The 18,467-nt window shown below is 64.4% G+C and carries 16 protein-coding genes; 10 read left to right on the top strand and 6 right to left on the bottom strand.

Going from position 1 to position 18,467, the window contains the following annotated elements; all coding sequences use genetic code 11:
• Nucleotides 1-10 precede the first annotated feature (10 nt).
• The gene (locus AC1DEK_RS18070) at nucleotides 11-793 is read right to left on the bottom strand and encodes an SDR family oxidoreductase (RefSeq protein WP_478126643.1); all 783 of its coding nucleotides are present in this window, start codon (nucleotides 791-793) and stop codon (nucleotides 11-13) included.
• A gap of 118 nt (nucleotides 794-911) precedes the next feature.
• Between AC1DEK_RS18070 and AC1DEK_RS18075 the strand changes: the two genes are divergently transcribed.
• On the top strand, nucleotides 912-2,606 hold the full coding sequence (locus tag AC1DEK_RS18075) for an electron transfer flavoprotein-ubiquinone oxidoreductase (RefSeq protein WP_478126644.1): 1,695 nt from the start codon (nucleotides 912-914) through the stop codon (nucleotides 2,604-2,606).
• Nucleotides 2,607-2,628: 22 nt separating this feature from the next.
• On the opposite strand, the gene cysE is transcribed toward AC1DEK_RS18075, so the two are convergent.
• On the bottom strand, nucleotides 2,629-3,402 hold the full coding sequence (gene cysE / locus AC1DEK_RS18080) for a serine O-acetyltransferase (RefSeq protein WP_478126645.1): 774 nt from the start codon (nucleotides 3,400-3,402) through the stop codon (nucleotides 2,629-2,631).
• Nucleotides 3,403-3,438: 36 nt separating this feature from the next.
• Nucleotides 3,439-4,200 (bottom strand): RNA methyltransferase, encoded by a 762-nt coding sequence (locus AC1DEK_RS18085; protein WP_478126646.1) that lies wholly within the window; start codon nucleotides 4,198-4,200, stop codon nucleotides 3,439-3,441.
• 148 nt (nucleotides 4,201-4,348) lie between these two features.
• Here AC1DEK_RS18085 and AC1DEK_RS18090 point away from each other — a divergent pair, with 148 nt between their 5' ends.
• From AC1DEK_RS18090 to AC1DEK_RS18100, 3 genes are read left to right on the top strand one after another with little or no spacing between them, the layout of a single operon-like run.
• Complete coding sequence (locus AC1DEK_RS18090; protein ID WP_478126647.1) at nucleotides 4,349-5,383, top strand: inositol monophosphatase family protein; 1,035 nt, start codon at nucleotides 4,349-4,351, stop codon at nucleotides 5,381-5,383.
• A complete protein-coding gene (locus AC1DEK_RS18095) occupies nucleotides 5,383-7,632 on the top strand; it encodes an FUSC family protein (protein ID WP_478126648.1) in 2,250 nt (749 codons plus the stop codon). The genes AC1DEK_RS18090 and AC1DEK_RS18095 overlap by 1 nt, the downstream gene beginning before the upstream one ends.
• A 5-nt stretch (nucleotides 7,633-7,637) precedes the next feature.
• Nucleotides 7,638-8,732 carry a mechanosensitive ion channel family protein gene (locus tag AC1DEK_RS18100; protein ID WP_478126757.1) on the top strand — a complete coding sequence of 365 codons (1,095 nt, stop codon included), beginning with the start codon at nucleotides 7,638-7,640 and terminating at the stop codon, nucleotides 8,730-8,732.
• A 35-nt stretch (nucleotides 8,733-8,767) separates the two neighbouring features.
• On the opposite strand, the gene AC1DEK_RS18105 is transcribed toward AC1DEK_RS18100, so the two are convergent.
• Nucleotides 8,768-9,886, bottom strand: a complete 1,119-nt coding sequence (locus AC1DEK_RS18105; protein WP_478126649.1) for an acyltransferase family protein — start codon at nucleotides 9,884-9,886, stop codon at nucleotides 8,768-8,770.
• Between the two features lie 236 nt (nucleotides 9,887-10,122).
• On the opposite strand from AC1DEK_RS18105, the gene AC1DEK_RS18110 reads away from it, so the two are divergent.
• The 6 genes from AC1DEK_RS18110 to AC1DEK_RS18135 all read left to right on the top strand — a co-directional run bounded on the left by AC1DEK_RS18110 (nucleotide 10,123) and on the right by AC1DEK_RS18135 (nucleotide 16,763).
• Nucleotides 10,123-10,710 carry a PadR family transcriptional regulator gene (locus AC1DEK_RS18110; RefSeq protein ID WP_478126650.1) on the top strand — a complete coding sequence of 196 codons (588 nt, stop codon included), beginning with the start codon at nucleotides 10,123-10,125 and terminating at the stop codon, nucleotides 10,708-10,710.
• Between the two features lie 4 nt (nucleotides 10,711-10,714).
• Nucleotides 10,715-11,572: a siderophore-interacting protein gene (locus AC1DEK_RS18115; RefSeq protein WP_478126651.1), complete on the top strand. Its 858-nt coding sequence runs from the start codon at nucleotides 10,715-10,717 to the stop codon at nucleotides 11,570-11,572.
• A 124-nt stretch (nucleotides 11,573-11,696) separates the two neighbouring features.
• On the top strand, nucleotides 11,697-12,209 hold the full coding sequence (locus AC1DEK_RS18120) for a hypothetical protein (RefSeq protein WP_478126652.1): 513 nt from the start codon (nucleotides 11,697-11,699) through the stop codon (nucleotides 12,207-12,209).
• Nucleotides 12,210-12,317: 108 nt separating this feature from the next.
• Nucleotides 12,318-14,942 (top strand): DNA mismatch repair protein MutS, encoded by a 2,625-nt coding sequence (gene mutS, locus AC1DEK_RS18125; RefSeq protein WP_478126653.1) that lies wholly within the window; start codon nucleotides 12,318-12,320, stop codon nucleotides 14,940-14,942.
• 33 nt (nucleotides 14,943-14,975) lie between these two features.
• The gene (locus tag AC1DEK_RS18130) at nucleotides 14,976-15,815 is read left to right on the top strand and encodes a proteasome-type protease (RefSeq protein WP_478126654.1); all 840 of its coding nucleotides are present in this window, start codon (nucleotides 14,976-14,978) and stop codon (nucleotides 15,813-15,815) included.
• Nucleotides 15,816-15,950: 135 nt separating this feature from the next.
• Nucleotides 15,951-16,763 (top strand): alpha/beta fold hydrolase, encoded by an 813-nt coding sequence (locus AC1DEK_RS18135; RefSeq protein WP_478126655.1) that lies wholly within the window; start codon nucleotides 15,951-15,953, stop codon nucleotides 16,761-16,763.
• Between the two features lie 132 nt (nucleotides 16,764-16,895).
• Here AC1DEK_RS18135 and AC1DEK_RS18140 read toward each other — a convergent pair whose 3' ends face one another.
• Together AC1DEK_RS18140 and AC1DEK_RS18145 are read right to left on the bottom strand one after the other, a co-directional pair.
• Nucleotides 16,896-17,720 carry an undecaprenyl-diphosphate phosphatase gene (locus tag AC1DEK_RS18140; RefSeq protein WP_478126656.1) on the bottom strand — a complete coding sequence of 275 codons (825 nt, stop codon included), beginning with the start codon at nucleotides 17,718-17,720 and terminating at the stop codon, nucleotides 16,896-16,898.
• A 59-nt stretch (nucleotides 17,721-17,779) separates the two neighbouring features.
• Nucleotides 17,780-18,457 (bottom strand): GNAT family N-acetyltransferase, encoded by a 678-nt coding sequence (locus AC1DEK_RS18145; RefSeq protein WP_478126657.1) that lies wholly within the window; start codon nucleotides 18,455-18,457, stop codon nucleotides 17,780-17,782.
• Nucleotides 18,458-18,467: the final 10 nt, after the last annotated feature.

Consider the following 18,467-nt stretch of genomic DNA (forward strand, 5'->3'; position numbering starts at 1 on the left):
CGTAACGGACTCAGAGCGCGAAGCCGTCGTCCGCCGCAATCACCGCGCCATTGACGAAATGGCTTTGCCCGCTCGCAAGCAGGACGATCAATCCGTCGAGATCTTCCGGCTTGCCGACGCGCTTTCGCGGCAGCATGCCCACGAGCTTCTGGCCGCCATCGGTCACCCAGTGTTCTTCGTTGAGCTCCGTCGCGATGTAGCCCGGGCACAGGGCGTTGACGTTGATGCCGAAGCGCCCCCATTCGAGCGCCATTGCCTTCGTCATCTGCACCACGGCCGCCTTGCTCATGCAATAGACGCCGATCTGAGGCAGCACCTTGAGCGCGGCGACCGAAGCGATGTTGATGATGCGCCCGCCGATATAGGTGCCCGGCGCCGATCCCTTGGCGCGCGCGAGCATGCGCTTGCCCACCTCCTGCGCGACGAAGAAAGTGCCTTTGACGTTGGTGTCGAAGATGAAGTCGTAGTCCTTGCTCGACACTTCCTGGAGGCGCTGCGTGGTGCTGACGCCGGAGTTGTTGACCAGGATGTCGATCGGGCCGACTTCGGTTTCGGCGCGCGCCACGGCGGCCTTGATGCTGTCGATGTCGGTGACGTCGAGGTCGACCACATGGGCGTCGCCGCCCTCGCCTTCGATGCGCGCGCGAAGCTCCTTGAGCTTGTCGGTGCTGCGGCTGGCCAGGACCACTGCCGCACCGGCGCGCGCCAGGGTCTTGGAGAACTGCGCGCCGAGTCCGCTGGACGCACCCGTGACGAAGGCCACCCGGCCGGAAAGATCGATGCTGTAAGCCATGGAAGATCCTCTTGGAGTCGCCGACGCGACGGCCCGGGACCCGCGCAACCGCCGCATAAAATGGTCCGGCCTAAGCGGTGCCTCGCACCCCCGAATCATTATCGACGAGACCCACAAAATGACGCATGACGAAATACTTGCCCAGTTTGGCCCCCGCGAAGCCATGGAATACGACGTGGTTGTCGTCGGCGCTGGTCCGGCAGGCCTTTCAACCGCCATCCGTCTGAAGCAATTGGCCGCATTGCACGGCAAGGAAATCTCGGTCGTCGTGCTTGAAAAGGGTTCGGAGCCCGGCGCGCACATCCTGTCGGGCGCGATCATGGACCCACGCGCGCTCTATGAATTGATTCCCGACTGGGAAGAACTGGGCGCACCGCTCAACCAGCCTGTCACTCAGGACACCTTCCTGATGCTGACAGAGACCGGCGCGACGCGCACGCCGAACTTCCTGCTGCCCAAGAATTTCCACAACGATGGCAACTACATCGTGAGCCTCGGCAACGTGGTGCGCTGGCTCGCCCAACAGGCCGAAGCACTCGGGGTCGAGATATTCCCGGGCTTTCCCGCAGCGGAAGTGCTCTACACCGAAGACGGCAAGGTCCGCGGCGTTGCCACGGGCAACATGGGCATCGGAAAGGACGGTGAACCCACCGAGAACTTCCAGCTCGGCATGGAACTGCTCGGCAAGTACACCGTGTTCGCCGAAGGCTCGCGCGGACATCTGGGCCGCCAACTCATCTCCAAGTACAAGCTGGACGCCGGCAAGGATCCGCAAAGCTACGGCATTGGCATCAAGGAACTGTGGGAGATCGATCCCGCACGCCACGAACCCGGGCTCGCCGTGCACACCGCCGGGTGGCCGCTGCCTTCGGACACCTACGGCGGCTCGTTCCTCTACCACGCCGAAAACAACCAGATCGTCATCGGCTACGTGGTCGGCCTCGACTACCAGAATCCATACCTGAGCCCCTTCGAGGAATTCCAGCGCTTCAAGACGCATCCCAACATCCGCTGGTATTTCGAAGGGCAGGACAAGGGCCTCAAGGCACCCAAGCGCCTGAGCTACGGCGCACGTGCGATCACGGCGGGCGGTTTGCTCTCGCTGCCAAAGACGGTGTTCCCCGGTGGCGTGCTGGTCGGTTGCGATGCCGGCTATCTCAACGCCAGCCGCATCAAGGGCAGTCATGCCGCCATCAAGACCGGCATGCTGGCCGCAGAAGCTGCTTTCGAGGCGGTCACTTCCGGTCGCCAGCATGACGAACTCACGGCCTATCCGGCCGCCTTCGAAAAGAGCTGGCTGCACACCGAGCTCCACAAGGCGCGCAATTTCAAGCAGTGGTTCAAGAAGGGCCTCGCGGTCGGCACGGTCATGACCGGTATCGAGCATTTGCTGCTGCGCGGCAACGTGCCCTGGACCATTCATCGGACACAGGCTGACAACGAGCGGCTCAAGCGCGCGTCGGCCTCGAAGAAGATCGCCTATCCCAAGCCCGATGGCAAGCTGACCTTCGACCGGCTTTCTTCGGTGTTCATCAGCAACACCAACCATGAAGAGAACCAGCCCCCGCACCTGACGCTGAAGAACGCGGCGGTGCCGACGACCATCAACCTGCCCGAGTACGCCGGCCCCGAACAGCGCTACTGCCCGGCCGGGGTCTACGAGTTCGTGCCCGATTCAGAAGGCAAGGAAAAGCTGCAGATCAACGCCCAGAATTGCGTGCACTGCAAGACCTGCGACATCAAGGATCCGACGCAGAACATCGTGTGGGTAACGCCGGAAGGCGGTGGCGGACCGAACTACGTGGGGATGTGATTCACCGATTCAATGAGGTGATTCACTTGCCGATCAGCTGAGTCAGCCGCTCGGCTTCGAAGCACTCGTCCTTGGCGGCATCGCGAGGGACGCAGTCTTTCTTGCCGGGCTGCGCCGACAGTGCCTCGATGGCCTGCCAAAGCAAGGCGATTTGATGGTCCTGGCCCGCCGCGCTGTCGATCAGCCCCTTCATTGCCTGGCTGAGCGGATCGTCTTCCTGGGTGACGCCATAGGCCGAGAAGTTGGTCACAGGCTTGGCAAGATCGGCACTCTCGCCAGCCTTCGAGGGAATGATCCGTGCCGGAATGCCCACCGCCGTCGCGCCGGCGGGGACCGGCTTGATCACGACGGCATTGCTGCCGATCTTGGCGCCATCGCCCACCACAAAGCCGCCCAGCACCTTGGCGCCGGCGCTGACCACCACATTGCGCCCGAGCGTCGGATGCCGCTTGGCGCCCTTGTAGAGCGAGGTGCCGCCCAGTGTCACGCCCTGATAGATCGTGCAGCCGTCGCCGATCTCAGCCGTTTCGCCGACGACCACGCCCATCGCATGATCGAAGAAGACTCGCTTGCCGACGATCGCGCCAGGATGGATCTCGATGCCGGTCAACCAGCGCGAGCCCTGCGAGATGAAGCGCCCGACCCACTTGAAGCCGTGGGTCCAGAACCAATGCGCGAACCGGTGAAGCACGACCGCGTGCAGGCCCGGATAAAGAGTCAATACTTCCCAGCGGGTCCGCGCCGCGGGATCGCGGTCGAGGATGCACTGGATGTCGGAACGCAGCCGCGAAAACATGCTCGGTTGTTGTTATATCGATAGAGGGCAGGCAGTCTATAGCGAAGGATCTTCGCGCACCGCGGAAGGGGTCTTGGGCCCCCCATGCGCGGCATCCGCCATGGCTTTGGCGATGCCGCGCAGGATATGGATCTCTTCCGGCGTGGGCCGCGCCCGGTTGAACAACTGCTGCAGCCTCGGCATGAGCTTCTTCGGCGCCTCCGGGTCGAGAAAACCGATCTCGACGAGCGAACGTTCCCAGTGATCGAGCATTCCGGCGACCGCCTTCGCATCGGCCGCGCGAACAGGTGCAGTCGCATCGCGCACCGCATAGCCGCCCAGCGCAAGACGCCATTCGTAGGCGATCACCTGGACCGCCGCGCCGAGGTTGAGCGATCCGAAATTCGGGTCGGTCGGGATACTGAGGGCGACATTGCAGCGATAGACATCCTCGTTGCGCATGCCGAAGCGCTCCGAGCCGAACAGGAACGCCACGTGCTGCGCCTCGTCCCTGGCGAGCGGTTCGAGATGCTCGCGCGGCGTGCGCGTCGGCGGTCCGAAGTCGCGGGGCACCATCGCCGTTGCGCACAGGTGCGTGACTCCGTCCAGCGCCTCTTCGAGCGTGTCGACGATGCGCGCGTTGGCCAGCACGTCGAGCGCGCCGCTTGCCCGCTGGATGGTTTCTTCGCGCCGCAGCACGTTGGCCCATCGGGGCGCGACCAGCACGAGGTCGCCAAAACCCATGGTCTTCATGGCGCGGGCCGCGGCGCCGACGTTTCCGGCATGGCTGGTCTGGATCAGGATGAATCGGGTAGGCATGAAGACTGGATTCGGGCCGCCACTGCAAACGCAAGGCACGACGGCGAGGAGTCGCTAAAATCCCTCGATTCTCGCCGCCCGCATCGCCGGGCCGCATTTCAGGGGGCTACACGCACAGGGCGCCCTTCTAACGTTCTTCACACAATTCATGTCGTCCCCCAACCTGCACCCCATGCTCAATGTGGCCGTCAAGGCCGCCCGCGCCGCCGGCGCCATCATCAATCGCGCCGCGCTCGACGTCGAAGCCGTTCGCGTCTCCCAAAAGCAGGTCAACGACTTCGTGACCGAAGTCGACCACGCGAGCGAGCACGCCATCATCGAAACGCTGCTCACCGCGTACCCGGGGCACGGCATCCTGGCCGAAGAATCGGGCACCGAACACGGCGCCAAGGATTCGGACTACGTCTGGATCATCGATCCGCTGGACGGCACCACCAACTTCATCCACGGCTTTCCGGTCTACTGCGTCTCCATCGCGCTCTCGGTCCGGGGCAAGATCGAACAGGCCGTCATCTACGACCCGACGCGCAACGATCTCTTCACATCGACCAGGGGCCGAGGCGCCTTCGTCAACGACCGTCGGTTGCGCGTCAGCAAGCGCACGCGGCTCAGCGAATGCCTGATCTCCACGGGCTTTCCCTTCCGCACTGGAGACAATTTCAAGCAGTACCTGGCGATCATGGCCGACCTGATGCCGCGGGCTGCCGGCCTGCGGCGCCCCGGTTCCGCGGCGCTCGACCTGGCCTACGTGGCCGCGGGCTTCACCGATGCCTTCTTCGAGACCGGCCTGAACATCTGGGACATCGCGGCAGGCTCGCTGATCGTCACCGAGGCGGGCGGCCTGATCGGCAATTTCACGGGCGAACCCAATTTTCTCGATCAACGCGAATGCCTGGCCGGTGCGCCGCGCATCTATGGGCAACTCGTGCCGCTGCTGTCCAAATACTCCAAGTTCGCGGGCGTGGACGACAAGTTGCGCGCCAGCGACCGCATCCGTGCCGTGGATCCCTCGGCCTCCAAGGCCGACACCTACGCGCGCAGCACGGTCGAGTTCGCGGCGCCATCGAGCGAAGGCGCCGCAGCCGACCCGGCCGCTGAAGCCGCCCCACCGCAACGCAAGCTCACGCGCATCCGCCGTGACGCGTCCGTCGCACCCGGCAAGGGCGACGCTTCCGCGAAGTGATGCAGGCGCCGCGCGCCGCCGCCGACAGAGGCCGCGCAGCAATGCGCGTGGCCTTGAGCCACTACATCGCGAACGGAATCTCCGTCGCCGTGGGCCTCCTTCTGATCTCCGGCGGCGTGCACCTGTGGCTGGGGGCGATAGCGGCATCGGCCGCATCCGTCGGCGTGATCGTGTCCGCACCTCCCGACCTCGCCGCCCCGCGGCGCGGCAAATTCCTGCAGATGCTCCCGGCACCGCTGATCGGTTTGCCGTTGTTCTTCCTCGTCCAACTGCTTCATGCGGCGCCCGTCCGGCTGGGCCTGTTGCTGGTGCCGGCAACGTTCTTCGCATTTCTTGCGATGGCCTGGGGCAAGCGGGGCATCCCGATCGCCATCGCAGTGATGTTCTCGATGATCTTCTCGATGGCGACGCCCACGCCCACCGGGATGCACCAGGCCTTGGAGCGCACGCTCTACTTCGGATTCGGCGCGGGGCTCTACGTCATCTACGCGACGCTGGCGAACCTGGCGCTGAACGCACGCTATCGCGTCCAGGTGATGGCCGATCTGCTGCTGTCGCTCGCCGCTCTCATGCGCACCGAAGCGCGGCAGTTCACGTCCAAGGACGAGCTGCGCGACGTGCGCGAAGTGCCGGCGTCGCTGCTTGGGCAACTGCTGAGGGAACAGGCGGCGCTCGCCGACCAGCTGCAGGCTGCACGCGACATCGTTCTCGAATCTCCGCGCACGCCGCGCCGGCAAAGGCTGGCCGGCATGCTGATCACGGTGCTCGAATTGCGGGACATGCTGCTGGCGAGCGAACTGGACTTGGACATGCTCCGTTCGCAGCCGAGCCACGCGCCGGCCCTGGCCGAGATGCGGCGCATCCTCGAGGAGCTGGCCGACGATACCGCGGCACTCGCCGATGCCCTGTTGCTGGGCCGCCAACCGGCTGAACTGACCGACCGGCGTGCGCGTCTCGCGGGCATTAGGGTCGATGAAGACCCCTTGGCAAACCAGGGCTACACCGGTCCCACGCCCGCCATGCTTGCGCGCGGTCTGGCAAGCCGCATCGGCCATATCAACGACGAAGTACTGAGACTGTCGGCGCTCGCCCGCGGCGACCGCGAACCCGATCTGGCAGTGGTGCGCGCGAGCTGGCAGGTGTTCGTCAGCCCTACCGAATGGTCGTGGCGGCCGTTTCTTGCGCTCTGGCGTTGGGACGCCCCGCCGCTGCGCCATGCGATTCGCGCGTCGCTCGCCATCGCGGCGGGCTACGGCGTCGCGCTCGCCATGCCCTGGGGCTCACACGACTACTGGATCCTGCTGACCATCGTGGTAGTGCTGCGGGGGAGCCTCTCGCAAACATTGGACAGGCGCAACAGCCGCGTCGCCGGAACCCTGCTGGGCTGTATCTTTGCGGTGGCGCTGCTCTCCGCCCAGCTTGGGCCGCTGGAACTGCTGTTCACGATGACGGTGGCGCAGGCCATTGCACACGGATTTGCGGTGCGCCGCTACCTGATCACCGCAGTCGCGGCGACGGTGCTTGGGCTGATCCAGGCGCACATGCTCAATGTGGGCATCAGCACGACTTTCGCGCTGTTCGAACGCGTTGCCGACACATTGATCGGCGCCGCGCTGGCGTGGGCCTTCTGCTATGTGCTGCCCTCATGGGAGCGCAACCAGTTGCCCGCACTCGTGAGCCGCGTGCTCACGGCGCAAGCCCGGCATGCACGCCTGGCGCTTGGCCTCGGGCAGTTGCGATCCGTCGACGCCAGCGCCGAACTCGAATGGCGCCTCGCCCGCCGCGAGGCTTTCGACAGCCTTTCAGCACTGGTGCAGGCGACGCAACGCTCTCTGTCCGAACCCCGCGCGGTGCGTCCGCCGGTCGGGCCGCTCGAACACCTTCAAGCGCACAGCTACCAGTTGCTGGCTCAACTGAGCGCCGTCAAGTCGATGCTCGTGCTGCGGCGCGACCGGCTCACCTTGTCCGACATCGAAGGGCCGCTGGCGCGCACCGCGCAGCGCATCGAGGCGATCATCGGCTCGGCGCCCAGCGGCGGACCGGCGATGCCGGAAAGCGCATCTTCAAGCACGATTGCAGGCCCGATTCCGCTGCCGGATCCTTTCGAGAACGACATCACGCCATGGATGTTCCGGCGCCTCGACATGGCCACTGGAATCGCCGCGCAATTGCGCGACGATGCGGCGCGTATCCTGCAATCTCTCGAAGAAACCGACAACGAACCCGGAACCAAGACCGAAACCGCCTGATGACGATGACCAAGGACATGCTCGCCAATCCGTGGGTCGGCCTCCTGATTGCGGCGCTCCTGATCGTGCCGTTGGCCCTGCTTGCGCATCGTTTGGGCGGGCTGGTGCTGGAGCGCGTGACCCGCTCCGTGCCGGTGCTGCACACGATGCTGCTCAACATCAAGCGCATCGCCAAGATCGTGCTCCCGCTGATCGGGCTGCAATTGCTTTGGCAGGCGGCGCCCGATGACCTGCGCTTCATCGGCAACATCCGGCATCTCAATGGCCTGTTGCTGATCGCCGCGGCGACGTGGCTTGCGGTCCAGGCGGTCAGCGGGTTTGCCGAAGGCATGGTCAAGCAGCATCCTTCGGACGTGAGGGACAACCTGGAAGCGCGGCGCGTGCTCACGCAATCACGCGTACTGGCGCGCACCGCGAATTCGGTGCTGCTGGTGGCCGGCGCGGCGCTCATGCTGATGACGTTTCCGGGCGCGCGACAAGTCGGTGCCAGCTTGCTGGCATCGGCGGGCGTGATCGGCATCGTGGCCGGCCTCGCCGCCAAGCCGGTTTTCAGCAATCTCATTGCCGGCCTGCAGATCGCGCTGGCGCAACCGATTCGGCTCGACGACGTGCTGGTGGTCGAAGGCGAATGGGGCCGCGTGGAGGAAATCAGCGGCACCTTCGTCGTGCTGCGGATCTGGGACGACCGGCGCCTCATCCTGCCGCTCACCTACTTCATCGAGCACCCTTTTCAGAACTGGACTCGCCACAGTTCGCAACTGCTGGGCTCCGTCTTCGTCTATGCCGACTACGGCATGCCGCTTGCGCCGCTGCGGACCGAGGTGGAGCGCATCGTCAAGGCGGCACCCGAATGGGACGGGCGCTTCTTCAACCTGCGCGTGACGGATGCGACCGAGCGGACGATGCAGATTCGTGTGCTCTGCACCGCTGCATCGTCGGCGCTGGCATTTGACCTGCGCTGCACGGTGCGCGAAGGGCTGATCGATTTCATGCGGCGCGAGTACCCGCAGTTCCTGCCGAAGATGCGCATCGAGGATTCCGGCGGCACGATGCGCGAACGGTCCGGCGATCGGCTCGAGGCGATGCCGGAAGAGCGCTAGCAGGCTGCGCGGCAGGCTCCGCGCGAGGTCGTTCTTCAGCGCCGGCGCAGAACTTCAGCGCGAGGTCGAATGAACCGTTGACCTCCGATTTTTTGCAGATAGGCACGCACAGGGCGGTCGAACAGCCGGTCCGCGACAACGCTCAGCAGGATCAGACAGGCGATCGACGCAATCGCCCACGCGGGCTCCCCGTCGGGTGAAACGCCAAGGAAAGTCGTCAGCGCCGCATAGGCAGTGCCGACAGGGGCATGAAGCATGTAGACGGCATACGAGACGATACCCAACTGGCGCAGGGCCCGTCCCGGGATGGACAGGCGCAGGTCGCACTCGGCCAGCAGCAGGATGAGCAGCGGAAAGATCAGCAACGTGCTCTCGAGTTGCAATGCTGGATGAGCGGGAGCCGCCAGGCAGGCCAGCAGAGCCACGAGTGCCAGCCAGGCCCAGGCGCTTTGCCGAGCGCGACGTCCCTCTCCCTCATCAGGCGCGCGGCGCTTGTGCCAGTCGTAGAGTTGAACGCCGACCAGAAACGAGAACACGACGCGCGGAATGCCAGCGATTGCGGCGCTCCATGTGGCACCGCCCTGCTCGATGCCGAGTACGGCGACCTGAAACACCAGGATGGACGCTGAGACCGCGATTGCCGTCCAGCGTATCCGGGCGTCCATGAGCGGCCGGCAAAAGACGGCGAACAGGAAATTGGCCAGTACTTCAAAAAAGATCGACCAGGCCGGAACGTTGAACGAATAGAGGTACCCGCCTGGGTCCAGCGAAGGTGACGGCAGCATCAGCACCGCGAACGGCAGCTTGGCCGCGAGCGCCGTCCGAGACCACGGCAAATTCATCGACAGCGCCCACATGATCACCAGCGTGAGCACGATCAGTGCCAGTGCGAGCAGGTACATCGGGTACAGGCGATTGAAGCGGGCCCTCATGAATTCGCGCGTGGTCATCCGTCCGGTGACCAATTTGCTTCCGTACGCGTGCGCGATCACGAAGCCGCTCAAGCCGAAGAAGAAGTCAACGGCGAGAAAGCCACTTTGAAACCACTGTGCGCCAAACAGCAAATGACTGTGGTAAACGACCACCGCGATGGCCGCCACTCCCCTTGCGGCGTCGAGCGAATGAAAAAGACGCTTCTCAGGAAGCGGCGCCATGCAGGCTCCTTGGCTTGATGTGGGTGGAAGGGGAATGCCAGTTGGCGCGTCTGCCCGGGGCCGTCCTGAAGGTGAAGGACCGTCTCCGGCCGTCGGCCAGCATCGCGTGGGCGCCACTCGCTCAGCGTCAGATAAAGCGCCATCCGAGGCGAGTCCATCGTCCTTCGCGGAACATTGACTTCGACACTATTTAGATATATCTTTTAGACTTTCGATAAACCAGACAGAGGTCACCCATGCGAGATATCAGACACTTCCTTCACGGCATGCCGCGTGCCGAACACGGCGACGGGTTGGGCGGCGGGCGCTTCGAAGGCCACGACCACCATGGCGGCCTGCGCGGCGGTCGAGGCGGAGGAAGGGTTTTCGGGCACGGCGGTCTGCGCTTCGTGCTGCTCCAACTGATCGCCGACAAACCCAGCCACGGCTACGAATTGATCAAGGGCATCGAGGAACGCCTTGGCGGACGCTACAGCCCGAGCCCCGGCACCGTCTACCCGACGCTCACGCTACTGGAGGAGCTGGGTTACGTGAACGTCGACACCGCCGACAGCGGTGGCCGCAAGCGCTATAGCGTCACCGATGCCGGGCGCGAATTCCTCGGGGCCAACCGCGCGATGACCGATGAAATGATGGCTCGCATGAGTGGCGGCGTCGACGGCGCCGGACTGCGCGCGGGGCGGCCGCCGCAAGTGGTTCGCGCCCTCGAGAACCTCAAGCTCGCGATGCGCATGCGTCTGGCGCGAGAACCGCTCACCGAAGAACAAGCCCACAAATTCGCCGCAGTGCTCGACGGCGCCGCTCAACAACTTGAACGCATCTAGCCTCATGACTGAAACAACCGAAACAACCGGGGCAACTCACTCGCCCGCGTCCGACATTCATCCCGATCGACTTCCTCGCCGCGTCCGCCATGAGCTGCGCTTTCGCAAGCTCCAGGTGCAGTCGGTAGAGCGCGTGACACCCCATCTCATCCGGGTGACCCTCGGCGGGGATGAACTCACCGGCTTCGCGAGCCCCGGCTTCGACGATCATGCGAAAATCTTCTTTCCGGACGCAACCACCGGCCAACTCACACTCCCCACGATCGGCCCCGATGGCCCACAGTGGCCGGGCCCGAAGCCAATGATGCGTGACTACACACCGCGCAGGCACGATGCCGCGGCCGGCACGCTTGAGATCGACTTCGCCCTGCACGACGCCGGTCCCGCCACGCAGTGGGCTGAATCCGCAAAGCCCGGGGACATCCTCGGCGTGGGCGGTCCGCGCGGGTCCTTCATCATTCCGACCGCATTCGATTGGCACTTGCTGATTGGCGATGACACTGCCCTGCCAGCCATCTCGCGCCGGCTCGCTGAACTACCGGCCGGTTCGCGCGCTGTGGTGCTGATGGAAGTCGACGGCAAAGCCGACGAGATCCCGCTCGAATCGGCAGCCCTTGTCGAACTTCACTGGGTGCATCGCGCCGGTGCCGAGCCTGGCGAAGGCACGCCGCTGCTCGATGCGCTGCGAGCTCTGACCTTGCCCCACGGCGACTTTCACGCCTGGGTGGCGTGCGAATCGAGCGCTGCGAAGTCCCTTCGCGCGCACCTGGTTGGCGGACGTGGCGCAAACCCGAAGTGGACCCGGGCCTCAGGCTACTGGCGCCGCGGTGCGGTCGCGACCCACGACACGCACGAAGATTGATACGGCCATCCCCTGAACGAAAGGCCTATGGCGCGTAGCGATTGACGCTGCCAGGGTCCGGGTCGAAAATTCTTGTCTTGGATTTTTGAATACTTAGGCACTAAGACCAGACAAAGATCGGGGAATGGGCATGAGCATGGTGCAGTGGCAGTTCTTCATTTCATTGTTGACTGGCGTACTGCTGCTCTTCGGTGTGATGTGGGCTTGGCGCCATTTGGCCGGACGGCGCGAAGCGGAACGCCGCATCGAAGCAGCCAGGGTGCGCTCCGGGCATGTTCCCCTCGAGATCCCCACGGTTCGTGGCGGCGTGAGTACGTCGGGCGATTCGGTTCCCGACACCCTCCCCGAATGGTTCATCCAGGGCAAGGGCGAACACGCGGTGGTGGACGAACATCCGCGCATTCGCGTCCGCTACATGGATTCGCATGACAAGAAGGTTGAATCCGTGATGCAGGTCGACCATCTCGATCTGCAGAAAAAAATCATCCTCGGCCACTGCGAACTGCCTGGCGAAATCAGGCGCCTGCCTCTGCACCGGATCACGTCCGCGCGCATCGCGGACTCGGGCCAGCGCTTCAACGTCGACACGTGGGTGGAAGCCGTGCGTGTCGCGCGCCGCCGGCGCGGCGAGCATTGAGCGGTCGGATACCCCCGCTTCGATTGGACGTCCCGCACGGCTGCGCCGGGTGGGCGTTCCTTATGATGCGTACTTGCCGGCGCATCGCCGCGCGCAGCTTTCCTTTCGATGAACTTCCCCGCGACCGCACCCCACACGCCGATGATGACCCAATACTTGGGCCTCAAGGCAGACCATCCCGAGACCCTCCTCTTCTACCGGATGGGCGATTTCTACGAACTCTTCTATGCCGACGCGGAAAAGGCGTCGCGCCTTCTCGACATCACCCTCACGCAACGCGGCCAATCTGCCGGGCAACCCGTCACGATGTGCGGCGTGCCGTTCCATTCGGTCGACGCCTACCTCGCACGGTTGATCAAGCTTGGCGAATCGGTCGCCATCTGCGAACAAGTCGGTGAGGTCGGCGCGGCCAAGGGCCCTGTCGAGCGCAAGGTCGTCCGCGTCGTCACGCCTGGCACGCTGACAGACGCCGAACTGCTGAACGACAAGAGCGAATCGCTGCTGCTCGCGGTACACGCCGGATCTCGCAACTTCTGCGGTCTGGCGTGGCTCAGCGTCACGGGCGCCGAGCTTCGCCTCGCCGAATGTCCCGCCGATGCGCTCGAGGCCTGGATCGCCCGCATTGCACCCAGCGAACTGCTCTATAGCGCCGAAGTCACGCCCGCCTTCGAACTCCGGCTGAAGGCCGCGCGCAGCACCACGCCTTTCACGCTTTCTGTCCGGCCGGCGTGGCAATTCGACGGCGGCCTTGGCGAGCGCAAGCTGTGCGAGCAGATGGGCAGCACCAATCTGGCCGCCTGGAACGCCGAGTCGCTGACCAACGCGCACGCCGCCGCGGCCGCATTGTTGGGCTTTGCCGAACACACGCAGGGACGTGCGCTGTCGCACGTGCAGCGGCTTTCGGTGGAGCGTGACGGAGATCTGATCGAACTTCCGCCGACCACGCGCCGCAATCTCGAACTCGTGCAGACCTTGCGCGGCGAAGACTCGCCCACACTGTTTTCTCTGCTCGACACCTGCATGACGGGCATGGGCAGCCGCTTGCTGAAGCGATGGCTGCTCGCACCGCGCCGCGAACGTGCGGATGCGCAGGCGCGCCTGGACGCCATCGCGGCGCTCCAAGAGGCACCCTTCGGCAGCACTGCGGCGCCCTGGCGCACCTTGCGCGAGCAGTTGAAGAACACGAGCGATGTCGAACGCATCGCCGCTCGCATCGCGCTGCGCCAGGTGCGGCCGCGCGAGCTCGTCGCGCTGCGCATGGCGCTCGCCAAGGCCGAGCAGCTTGCTCCCGCCTTGCCCGCTTCGGCAGCGCTGCTCGGCGAAATCGCATCGCGCCTTGCGCCGCCCACGGGCTGCGTCGAATTGCTCGTCGCCGCCATCCACCCCGAGCCGGCCGCGCTGGTGCGCGACGGTGGAGTGATCGCCACGGGGCACGACGCCGAATTGGACGAACTGCGCGCCATCAGCGAGAACTGTGACGATTTCCTCCTGAAGCTCGAAGTCAGCGAACGCGAACGCACGGGCATCACGAATCTGCGCGTGCAATTCAATCGGGTGCATGGCTTCTACATCGAAGTCACACAGAGTGCGCTCGACCGCGTACCCGACAACTACCGTCGCCGCCAGACGCTGAAGAATGCCGAGCGCTTCATCACGCCCGAGCTCAAGGCTTTCGAGGACAAGGCGCTCTCGGCGCAAGACCGCGCGCTGGCCCGCGAAAAGTGGCTCTACGAGCAACTGCTGGATGCCCTGCAGCCCTTTGTTTCCGATCTGACGGGGCTCGCCACTGCCGTGGCCACACTCGATGCCATCTGTACGCTTGCCGAACGGTCGCACACGCTCCACTGGCGCGCGCCAAGCTTTGTCGCGCACCCGTGCATCGAGATCGAGAAGGGACGACATCCAGTGGTCGAAGCGAGGTTGGCCGAAAAGTCGTCAGGCGCATTCATCGCCAACGACACGCGGCTGGGCCCGCAGCAGCGCATGCAGGTCATCACCGGCCCCAACATGGGCGGCAAATCGACCTACATGCGGCAGGTGGCGATCATCGTGCTGCTGGCTTCGATCGGCTCGCACGTGCCGGCACAGGCGTGCCGACTCGGCCCCATCGATGCGATTCACACGCGCATCGGGGCGGCCGACGACCTGGCGAACGCGCAATCGACCTTCATGCTCGAGATGACCGAAGCCGCGCAGATATTGCATGGCGCGAGTGCCCATTCGCTCGTGTTGATGGACGAGATCGGCCGCGGCACGAGCACTTTCGACGGCCTCGCGCTGGCGGCCGGCATTGCGGCGCAACTGCATGACCGCACGCGCGCATTCACGCTGTTTGCCACGCACTACTTCGAGCTGACCGAGTTCCCGGCGACCCATCATGGCGCGGTCAACATGCACGTGAGCGCGACTGAAGCCGGCCGGGACATCGTCTTTCTGCACGAGATGCAGCCCGGGCCGGCCAGCAAGAGCTACGGCATCCAGGTGGCGCGCTTGGCCGGCATGCCCGCTGCGGTGGTCAATCACGCCCGCCAGGCGCTCGAAGCGCTGGAGGCGCAGCAGACCCACGCGCGCGCTCAGGTCGACCTTTTTGCCCCCCCTCCGGTGGAGGAGGCGCCGACGATCAGCGCCGTAGAATCCGCGCTGACCGCGATCGATCCCGATGCGATGAGCCCGCGAGAGGCGCTCGAAGCGCTCTACTCTTTGAAGAAACTCCAGATGCGCGAAAACGGCTAGGCCGTCGTGGTCCGTTTCGTGCAAGAACATCTCATGACTTACTGCGTAGGCATCAAACTCAACGCCGGACTGGTGTTCCTCTCGGATTCGCGCACCAATGCGGGCGTCGATCACATCAGCACCTTCCGCAAGATGATCGTCTACGAAAAGCCAGGCGACCGTGTCATGGTGCTGCTGTCGGCCGGCAACCTGAGCATCTCGCAATCGGTACGCGAAATCCTCCAGATCGAAGAGTTGCGCGAAGCCCATGAAGACGGCGAGGACGGCACGCCCATCACCATCTGGAACGCCAAGAGCATGTTCGATGCGGCCCGCGTTCTCGGCTCCGCCGTGCGCCACGTGTACGACCGCGACGCCGAGGCGCTCAAGCATGCGGGGCTGGACTTCAACGTCTCCTTTATCTTCGGCGGGCAGATCAAGGGCGAAGGCATGCGCCTATTCCTCGTCTACGCCGCCGGCAATTTCATCGAGGCGACGACCGAGACGCCCTACTTCCAGGTCGGCGAATCGAAATACGGCAAGCCAGTGCTGGACCGCGTGCTCACACCCGACACCCCGCTCGACGAAGCCGCCAAGTGCGCGCTGGTGTCGATGGATTCAACGATGAAGTCGAACCTGTCGGTGGGACTGCCGCTCGACCTCGTCGTGTACGAGGCCAACCAGTTGCAGACCGACAAGGTGATCTGCATCGACGCGGACAACCCCTACTACCGGATGATGCACAACAGCTGGGGACAGAAGCTGCGCGAAGTTTTCGACAGCATCGAGGACCCGGTCTGGGATGACGCCTACACCGAGCATCCGCTGAAGATGCCGGCCACGCGGCACGGTGCGCTGCGCAAGATTTCCACGCCCGACGAAAAGTTGATCTGAGGTGAGAGCTCTCCCCCAGGCTTGCCCACTTCGTGTGGCCGCCACCCCCCTTCCGGGGGCAACCCCTGCGGCCCGGCAAAGCCGGTTCCGCGGGGTTCCCGGTCTTGGCCGCGCGCGCTCGATGCGGCGGCAGTGATGCCCATGCTCCCTCCTGTCATCTTCTCCCACGGCAACAGCTTTCCGGCGAGCACCTATCGCGTGATGCTCGACAGCCTGCGCAATCGAGGCTTCGACATCGATGCCATCGAGAAATTCGGCCACGATTCGAAGTATCCCGTCACCGACAACTGGCCGCACCTGGTGGAACAGCTTGCCGACTTCGCGCGCGAACGCATGAAGCAGGCCGGGCAACCGTTATTTCTCGTCGGCCATTCCCTCGGCGGCTTCCTGAGCCTCATGTGCGCCGCGCGACATCCCGAGCTCGCGCGCGGCGTGGTGCTCATCGACTCCCCCATCATCGGCGGATGGCGCGCCGGCACCATCAACCTCATGAAGCGCACGCCGCTCATGAAGAGCGTGTCGCCCGGCATGATCAGCCGCAAGCGCAAGAACATCTGGGAGCATCGCGAGGCCGTCTTCGAGCACTTTCGCAGCAAGAAGGCCTTCGCGAAATGGGATGAGCGAGTGCTGCGCGACTACATCGAGCACGGCACCTTCGACATCGAGGACGCCCGCGCCTTGAGCTTCGATCGCGACGTCGAAACCGCCATCTACGACACCATCCCGCACAACCTGAGCGCACTCCTGCGCGCCCATCCCCTCAAGTGCCCCGCAGCTTTCATCGGCGGCCGCCAGTCCGTAGAAATGCGCCGAGTAGGCATGACCATGACCCACCAGGTCACCAAGGGCCGCATCATGATGCTGGACGGGTCCCACCTCTTCCCCATGGAAAAGCCCATAGCCACCGCCGCCGCAGTAGAAGCATCCCTGAGAAACCTACTCCCCTAATCCTCGCCGCCCCCCGGCACGCCCCGCCCCCTTCCAGAAACACCGCGGAACTGGCTTTGCCAGGCCGCCGGTGTTGCCCCCGGTAGGGGGTAGGCGAAGCGACACGAAGTGCGCGTAGCCTGGGGGCGAGCCTTATTCAGCCCAGACCACCATTCCGCTCCACGCGGTGGCCAGGACAACGATCCCGAAAGCGATCCGGTACCACGCAAACGGCACGAAATCGTGCGTACTGATGTACCTCAACAACCACCGCACGCAAAGCCACGCGCTGATGAACGAAAACACCAGGCCCACCGCAAACAACGGAATGTCCGCCGCCGACAGCAGCGCACGTTCCTTGTAGAGGCTGTAGACCGCCGCCCCGATGAGCGTCGGAATCGCGAGAAAGAACGAAAAATCCGTCGCCGCCTTGCGCGAGAGCCCCAGCAGCATGCCGCCGATGATGGTCGCTCCGCTTCGGCTGGTCCCCGGAATCATCGCCAGGCACTGAACGAGCCCGACTTTCAGCGCATCCCATGGCGTCATGTCGTCGACGTTCTCGATGCGCACCGATCCGGGCGGCCGCTTCTCGGCCCATAGGATGATGAAGCCGCCGATGATGAAAGTGCTGGCGACGACGATCGGAATGAACAGATGCGCCTTGATCGCCTTGCCGAACAACAAACCGAGGACCACCGCGGGCAGGAAGGCGATCAGTACGTTGAGTGCAAAGCGCCTCGCCTTGGGTTGCCGCGGCAGCGCCACGATGGTCGAGTGGATCTTGTGCCAGTAGACGAGGACGACCGCGAAGATGGCGCCGGTCTGGATGGCGATGTCGAATACCTTGGCCTTGTCGTCGTCGAAACCGAGCAGCGAGCCCGCGAGGATCAGATGGCCGGTCGATGAGATGGGAAGAAATTCGGTCAGCCCCTCCACGATGCCCATGATGGCGGCCTTGACCAGCAAAACGATATCCACGCGCGCTCCTTGAAAGAGCGTCGATTATCGCGATGCCCGCGTTCAGGACCTCGTCAGTTTCAGCACGGCGAAATGACCCGGACCACCGTTTCGCAATGGTCCCGAAAGCCCATGCGAAGGTAGAGCCGATGCGCGCTGTCGTTGTCGTGCATGACGTGCAAAAACGGTGTTTCGCCACGAAGCAACTGGCCGCGGATCAGTTTTGCGGCCAAGCGGCGCGCAAGGCCCCGTCCTTGAAAATCAGGATGCGTGCAGATGCCGCTGACCTCGTGCAAGGTCCCGGCGCACATGCGCTCGCCTGCCATCGCGATCAGGCGATCTCCTTGAAAGCAACCGAAGTAATCACCGAGTTCGAGCGTTCTCGGACCGAAAGGGCCGGGGCGCGTCAGCGTCGCCAGTTCGACTGCTTGCGCGGCGTGCTCCGGCCTCAGCGGAACGGCAGCGAGCAATTCGTCTTCATCGGGAATTGCGCCGTCCCACACCATCCTGAACATGGTCGAATCCACTTCGATCCGCCAGTTGGCGGGTGCCGCGCCTGACCAGTCCATGCAATAGAAGTGTTCGCCGGGATCGCAGTACGGCGTCAGCGCGTCGAAATCAGGATGGCGAGTGTCCGCAAAGCCGACGATCGGCGAAAAGCCCTGCGCGTAGCGGCGAGCTCGGTCGGTGCCGGTGGCGTACTTTGCGTGAGGCCCGGCCAGGGTGTGCCATGCGAGGTTGTCGAGCAGCGTCTTCATCGTTTTGCCA

It is taken from the genome of Variovorax sp. 10N420 (assembly GCF_056394705.1).